This is a genomic window from Mesorhizobium sp. M7A.F.Ca.AU.001.01.1.1 (genome assembly GCF_004022735.1).
Classification (GTDB): domain Bacteria; phylum Pseudomonadota; class Alphaproteobacteria; order Rhizobiales; family Rhizobiaceae; genus Mesorhizobium; species Mesorhizobium ciceri.
On record NZ_RZPF01000338.1, the window covers coordinates 1 to 6,617 of the forward strand.

General features: G+C 64.0%; 5 protein-coding genes and 1 pseudogene. 2 read left to right on the plus strand and 4 right to left on the minus strand.

All coding sequences use genetic code 11. From position 1 onward, the window contains the following. Positions 1 to 1,283 (minus strand): hypothetical protein (locus EN884_RS20285; RefSeq protein ID WP_128360705.1); only part of this gene is annotated, 1,283 nt, incomplete at its 3' end. A 74-nt stretch (positions 1,284 to 1,357) separates the two neighbouring features. Beyond that, positions 1,358 to 2,656, minus strand: coding sequence for an adenylosuccinate synthase (locus EN884_RS20290; protein ID WP_063169195.1), 1,299 nt, complete (start codon positions 2,654 to 2,656; stop codon positions 1,358 to 1,360). A 208-nt stretch (positions 2,657 to 2,864) separates the two neighbouring features. On the opposite strand from EN884_RS20290, the gene EN884_RS20295 reads away from it, so the two are divergent. Together EN884_RS20295 and EN884_RS20300 are read left to right on the plus strand one after the other, a co-directional pair. Beyond that, positions 2,865 to 3,770: a DMT family transporter gene (locus EN884_RS20295; RefSeq protein ID WP_063169196.1), complete on the plus strand. Its 906-nt coding sequence runs from the start codon at positions 2,865 to 2,867 to the stop codon at positions 3,768 to 3,770. Positions 3,771 to 3,922: 152 nt separating this feature from the next. After that, the gene (locus EN884_RS20300) at positions 3,923 to 4,387 is read left to right on the plus strand and encodes a DUF2231 domain-containing protein (RefSeq protein WP_013529160.1); all 465 of its coding nucleotides are present in this window, start codon (positions 3,923 to 3,925) and stop codon (positions 4,385 to 4,387) included. A gap of 57 nt (positions 4,388 to 4,444) precedes the next feature. Here EN884_RS20300 and serA read toward each other — a convergent pair whose 3' ends face one another. Further along, positions 4,445 to 6,046 (minus strand): phosphoglycerate dehydrogenase, encoded by a 1,602-nt coding sequence (gene serA / locus EN884_RS20305; RefSeq protein WP_024502929.1) that lies wholly within the window; start codon positions 6,044 to 6,046, stop codon positions 4,445 to 4,447. Between the two features lie 67 nt (positions 6,047 to 6,113). Continuing rightward, positions 6,114 to 6,617: pseudogene (locus EN884_RS20310) on the minus strand (phosphoserine aminotransferase); the annotation flags it as partial.

Sequence of the window (6,617 nt, forward strand, 5' to 3'; positions counted from 1 at the left end):
GTCATGCGCAACTGGATGTCCTTGCCGGGAATGGTCGCCTCAGCGCGGATCGCCGGCTCCGGCGGCAGGTCGCCACCGGGCGATTCCTGCACCAGCGACCAGACGATGTTGCCGGGCTCGGCGGAGCCCTGGGCGGTGCTGGTGCGCTCCTCATAGAAGATCGCCTTCTGGCCGACAGGCAGAGCGGCTTCCGCAGGCGCAGCCGCCGGGGCGGGCGGCGCGGCACCTGCCGGTGCTGGCGGCGTGCCGGCAGCACCGGCCGGCGCTGCAGGCGCTGCTCCGTTGGCAGGCGGCGTTGCGGGGGCGGCATCTGTCGCCGGAGGCGTAGTCGCGGCAGGCGGACCGGCGGCCGGTGCGGAAATCGCCGGTGCGTTCGGGGCCGAGGGCGGGGTGGTCAGCGCCGCGACCGATTCGCCTTCGCCGATGCCGCTTTGGCCACCGGCCGGACCCGGGTCGACTTCACCGCCCTGCGGTGTCAGCCGCTGGGTGAATTTCGTGCTTTCGGCTTCCGTGCCGCCAGCCGCGGGCGCCGGCGGCGCTGCCGCGGCATCGGTTGCCGGCTTGGCCGGCGCTGGCTTCACGGGTTCGGTTTTCGCTACCTGATTGCCGCCAAGCCCCAGCATCTTGCCGAAGGCGTCCTTGTTCAGCCAGATGCCGTAGCCGCCGCCGGCAACGACCAGCAGTGCGAAGACGGCCGCGATCAGCCCGCCATAGCTGCGCTTGCGCTCGGCGGGACGCAGGCGCTGGAAGGTATCCGGTACCGGCTCTTCATTGTCTTCGTTGCTGGAAAAGACATCGGCCTCGTCGTCCGCCTCCTCGGCGTTCATGCCTGGAAGAGGCGTGTCGGCGCGAGCCGGCTGGGCAGGCGCCGGCGTCGACCTTTGCCAGCTTGGCTCGACCTTGGCGGCAGGCGGCGGCGCGGGTTGATAGGGCTCGGGCTTGGCGACGGGCGGTGCCGGCCAGGCCGATTCCGCCTTCGCCGGCTGCCTCGTATGGCTTGGCTGGTTCTTGTTGCGATCGATCGACGAAAAGATGTGTTCCAGCTCCGCGAGCGGGTCGGTCTCCGGCACGCTCTTGGCATAATCGCGCTCGACGCTTGTAATGGCGTCTTCCAGCGAACGCATCTGCGTGGCTATGGCTTCGGGAGCCCACGGCGGCGAACGTTCACCAAGCTTCTTCGCTAGCATGGTGCGAACGCTGGCATAGATGCGCGTACGCTTTTCCGGCGTCTCGTCGCCATGCTTGTCGAGCGCGTTTTTCAGAATAGCAACGAAATCTGCCATGCTTCAGTCGACCTGTATTTTGCTTCCGCGTCGGCCCCCGCAAATCAGCCGCGATGCCCGGAAAGGCTCAGAAACTAGTCTTGAAACGGATCGGTCACAAGTATCGTGTCGTCGCGTTCCGGGCTGGTGGAAAGGAGCGCGACCGGTGCGCCGATGAGCTCCTCGATGTAGCGGACATACTTGACCGCCTGGGCCGGCAGATCATTCCAGCTGCGCGCGCCGGCAGTGGTGCCTTTCCAGCCCTCGAGCGTCTCGTAGACCGGTTCGACACGTGCCTGCGCGCCCTGGCTGGCCGGCAGATAATCGATCATCTCGCCGTCGAGACGGTAACCGGTGCAGACCTTGATCTCGTCCAGCCCGTCAAGCACGTCGAGCTTGGTCAGCGCGATGCCCTTGATGCCGTTGACCGCGACGGCCTGGCGCACCAGCACCGCGTCGAACCAGCCGCAGCGGCGCTTGCGACCGGTGACGACGCCGAATTCATGGCCGCGCGTGCCGAGGAATTCGCCGACCTCGTTCTTCTGCTCGGTCGGGAACGGACCCTCGCCGACGCGTGTCGTATAGGCCTTGGTGATGCCGAGCACATAGCCGATGGCGCCCGGGCCAACGCCGGAGCCGGCGGCAGCCTGTCCGGCAACCGTGTTCGACGAGGTCACGAACGGATAGGTGCCGTGGTCGATATCGAGCAGTGTGCCCTGCGCGCCCTCGAACAGGATGCGCTCGCCAGCCCGGCGCTTGTCGTCGAGGATCTTCCAGACCCGGTCCATATAGGGCAGGATGTCGTCGGCGACCGAGGTTAGTTCCTGCATGATCGTGTCATGCGTGACTTCCGCATGACCAAGCCCGCGACGCAGCGCATTGTGGTGCGTCAGCAGCCTGTCGATTTTCAAGGGCAGTGTTTCCAAATCCGCCAAATCCATCACCCTGACCGCGCGCCGGCCCACCTTGTCCTCATAGGCGGGGCCGATGCCGCGACGGGTCGTGCCAATCTTCGTCCCGGAATTGGATGCGGCGTCCTCACGAAATCCGTCCAGCTCTCGATGCAGGGACAGGATAAGCGCTGTGTTTTCGGCTATTTTCAGGCGATCCGGCGCTACTTCGACACCTTGCGCCTTGAGTTTTGCCACCTCGGCGACGAAAGCGTGCGGGTCGAACACGACGCCATTGCCGATGATGGACAGCTTGCCGTGGCGCACGACGCCCGACGGAAGCAACGACAGCTTGTAGACCTTGCCGTCGACGACCAGCGTATGGCCGGCATTGTGGCCGCCCTGGAAACGCACCACGACATCGGCGCGCTCCGACAGCCAGTCGACGATCTTGCCCTTGCCTTCGTCACCCCACTGCGAGCCGACGACCACCACATTGGCCATGTTTCTTTTCCCTTGAGACGCCGCCAAGCGGCTTGAATATGGTTCGAAACGACAGGCCTCTATAACGTCAAGACCTCGCGAGCGCGACCTTTCTTTGCCGTCGAAAATGCCCTGAGGCACAACAATTTTCGGCTTTGACATCATTTACTTGGGCGAGCGAGGGCAATAGGCCGGCAAACACCGCAGCTCCGGCGACTGGAATCCCGCGATGCATCGAAGCGCCTACATATTCCTGCTGCTCACCACCTTGCTTTGGGGTGGAAATTCGGTGGCCGGCAAGCTGGCGGTCGATCACGTCTCGCCGATGACGCTGGTCTTCCTGCGCTGGGTGCTGGCCGTGGCGATCATGCTGCCCATCGGCTGGAAGACCATCCAGAAGGACTGGCCGGTAGTCCGCAAGCACTGGTTCGTGCTGGTCGCCCTCGGCGCCAGCGGCTTCACCCTGTTCAACACCATCTTCTACACGGCGCTCAACTACACGACAGCGATCAATGTCTCGATCGAACAGGCGGCGATGCCGATCCTGATCATGACTGCCAATTTCGTCTTCTTCCGCCTGCGCGTGAACTGGGCGCAGATTGTCGGCGTCGTGCTGACCGTCGCCGGCGTGATCCTCACCGCCTGCCATGGCGACCCGCGCCGGCTGTTGACGCTGGAACTCAATTTCGGTGACGCCATCATGCTGGTCGCAGTCTTTCTCTACAGCGGCTATTCGGTGGGGTTGCGGCTGAAGCCGGTGATGCACTGGCAGAGCCTGATGCTGGCCCTGTCGGTTTCGGCACTCGTCACCTCGTTGCCGTTCTTCCTGTGGGAGGTCCTCGCCGGCAAGGTCATCATGCCCGACGCGCGCGGCTGGACCGTCATCGTCTATACGGCGATCGGCGCATCGGTCGTTTCGCAGATCTTCTACATCAGGGGCAACGAGCTGATCGGCGCCAACCGCGCCGGCCTGTTCATCAATCTGGTGCCGATCTTCGGCACGCTGCTGTCGGTGCTGATCGTCGGCGAGACGTTCCAGCTCTATCAGGCGCTGGCCTTGGTGCTCGTGCTGGGCGGCATCGGGCTTGCCGAATACAGCGGGCGCAAGATGGCGGTGGCGGACCACCGCGGATGACATTTGGCGGCTGACGCCCTCCGCCGTCGCGGTAATCACGCGAACGGCCTGGACTTCGCCAATGGCGCGGAAACAGCGGCATGAATCCTGCCGCGTCCCCTACTTGGAACATTTCACCTCCAGCGGAGTTTGAACGCCAGGGAGGCGACATGATGAGCCACAACCCTCGCAGCACGGCAAGCATTGCTGGTCACCCTATCCACCCGATGCTGATTCCGTTTCCGATTGCCTTTTTTGTCGGCACCTTCGTTTGCGACCTTATCTTCTGGCGAACAGCCGATCCTGGATGGGTCACCGGGTCGCTTTGGCTTCTCGGCGCAGGCCTGATCATGGCTGCCCTGGCTGCGCTTGCTGGCTTGACGGATGTTCTCGGCGATGTGCAGGTCCGCAATCTCACGACGGCATGGCTCCATGCCGGCGGCAATGTACTCGTCGTGTTGATCGAGCTTTACAACTGGTACTCGCGGTATGCCGGCGGAGCGGCGGCCGTGATGCCAACCGGCATCGTCCTATCGCTGATCGTGGTTCTCATCTTGCTGTTTACGGGCTGGAAGGGCTGGGAACTGGTCTACCGACATCGCGTGGGTGTCTCCGATGGCTCGGACGAGTTGACATGAACCGGCCGCCGCGGCGGCCGGCGTCAACGAGGTGGGTCGGCGACCGCCTGTCCTCAATCACATCGCGTTGACGTCGAACTGCAGCCGCTTGGCCGAGTCGATCGACTTGTGCGCCTTGACCTTTTCCAGCACGGCTTCCGGGAACGGCGCGTCGAGATAGAGCAGCGCTATGGCATCGCCGCCCGGCCGGTTGCGGCCGAGCTGGAAGTTGGCGATGTTGACGCCATTCTCGCCGCAGACGGTGCCGAGCAGGCCGATGATGCCCGGCGCGTCCGCATTGGTGGTGTAGAGCATGTGCTGGCCGACCTCGGCATCGAGGTTGATGCCCTTGATCTGGATGAAGCGTGGCTTGCCATCCGAGAAGCATGTGCCGGCGATCGAGCGCGTCATGTGCTCGGTCTTCACCGTCAGCTTGATATAGCCGTCGAACACGCCCGACTTGTCGCGCTTGACCTCGGCCACGATGATGCCGCGCTCCTTCACCATGATCGGCGCCGACACCATGTTGACGTCCGAGACCTGAGGCCGGATCAGCCCGGCGAGTGCTGCACTGATCAGCGCGCGCGTGTTCATCGTCGCGGTCGAGCCGTCGAACAGGATCTCCACCTCCTTGATCGGATCCTCGGTGACCTGGCCGACAAAGGCGCCGAGCACCTCGGCGAGCTTGACGAACGGCTTCAGCCGCGGCGCCTCCTCGGCGGTGATCGACGGCATGTTGATGGCGTTGGAGACGGCGCCCTTGATCAGATAGTCGGCCATCTGCTCGGCAACCTGCAGCGCGACATTCTCCTGGGCCTCCGTCGTCGAGGCGCCGAGATGCGGCGTCGCCACCACATTCTCCATGCCGAACAGTTCGTTGTTCTCGGCCGGTTCGACCTCGAAGACGTCGACGCCAGCGCCGGCCACCTTGCCACTCTTCAGCGCTGCGACCAGATCGGCCTCGACGATCAGACCGCCGCGTGCGCAATTGATGATGCGCACGCCCTTCTTCATCTTGGCGATCGCCGCGGCATCGATGATGTTGCGCGTCTTGTCGGTCAGCGGCGTGTGCAGGGTGATGAAATCGGCGCGGGCGAACAGCTCGTCGAGCTCGACCTTGTCGACGCCAAGCTCCTCGGCACGGCTGTCCGACAGGAACGGATCGAAGGCGATGACGTGCATCTTGAGGCCAACGCCGCGCGTCGCGACGATCGAACCGATGTTGCCGCAGCCGATGACGCCCAGCGTCTTGCCGGTGATCTCGACGCCCATGAAGCGGTTCTTTTCCCATTTGCCGGCATGGGTCGAGGCGTTGGCTTCAGGGATCTGGCGCGCCAGCGCAAAGATCATCGCCACCGCATGTTCGGCTGTGGTGATCGAGTTGCCGAAGGGCGTGTTCATCACGATGATGCCCTTGCGGCTTGCCGCCGGGATATCGACATTGTCGACGCCGATGCCGGCGCGGCCGATGACTTTGAGATTGGTAGCGGCGTTGATCAGCTTTTCGGTGACCTTGGTCGCCGAGCGGATGGCGAGGCCATCATACTGGCCGATCACTTCGGCGAGCTTATCCTTGTCCTTGCCGAGATCGGGCAGATAGTCGACCTCGACGCCACGATCCTTGAAGATTTGCACGGCGGTGGGGGAGAGTTTGTCTGAGACGAGAACGCGGGGCGCCATGGCGGCCTCCTTGAAATGGATTTGATCCTGATGGGAGTGGGCGGCCCGAAGGCCGCCGCGAATGATCTCAGGCCGCCGCTTTGAGCGACGCCTTCTGTGCGGCGAATGCCCAGTCGAGCCAGGGCAGCAACGCTTCGAGATCCGACGTCTCGACCGTCGCGCCGCACCAGATGCGCAGGCCGGGCGGTGCGTCGCGATAGGCACCGATATCATAGGCGACGCCTTCCTTGTCGAGCACCGACACCAGCCCCTTGGCGAAGGCCGCCTGCCCGTCGGCGTCGAGCGCGGACACGTCCGGATCGGTGAAGGACAGGCAGACGGACGTGTTCGACCGTGTCGCCGGCTGGACGGCGAGATGACCGAGCCAGGAGGACTTGCCGACAAAGCGATCGAGGACGGCCGCATTGGCATCCGCCCTGGCGATCAGCGCGTCGAGGCCGCCGGTCGACTTCGCCCAGTTGAGCGCATCGAGGTAATCCTCGACGCACAGCATCGAGGGCGTGTTGATGGTCTCGCCCTTGAAGATGCCTTCGATCAGCTTGCCGCCTGAGGTCAGGCGGAAAATTTTCGT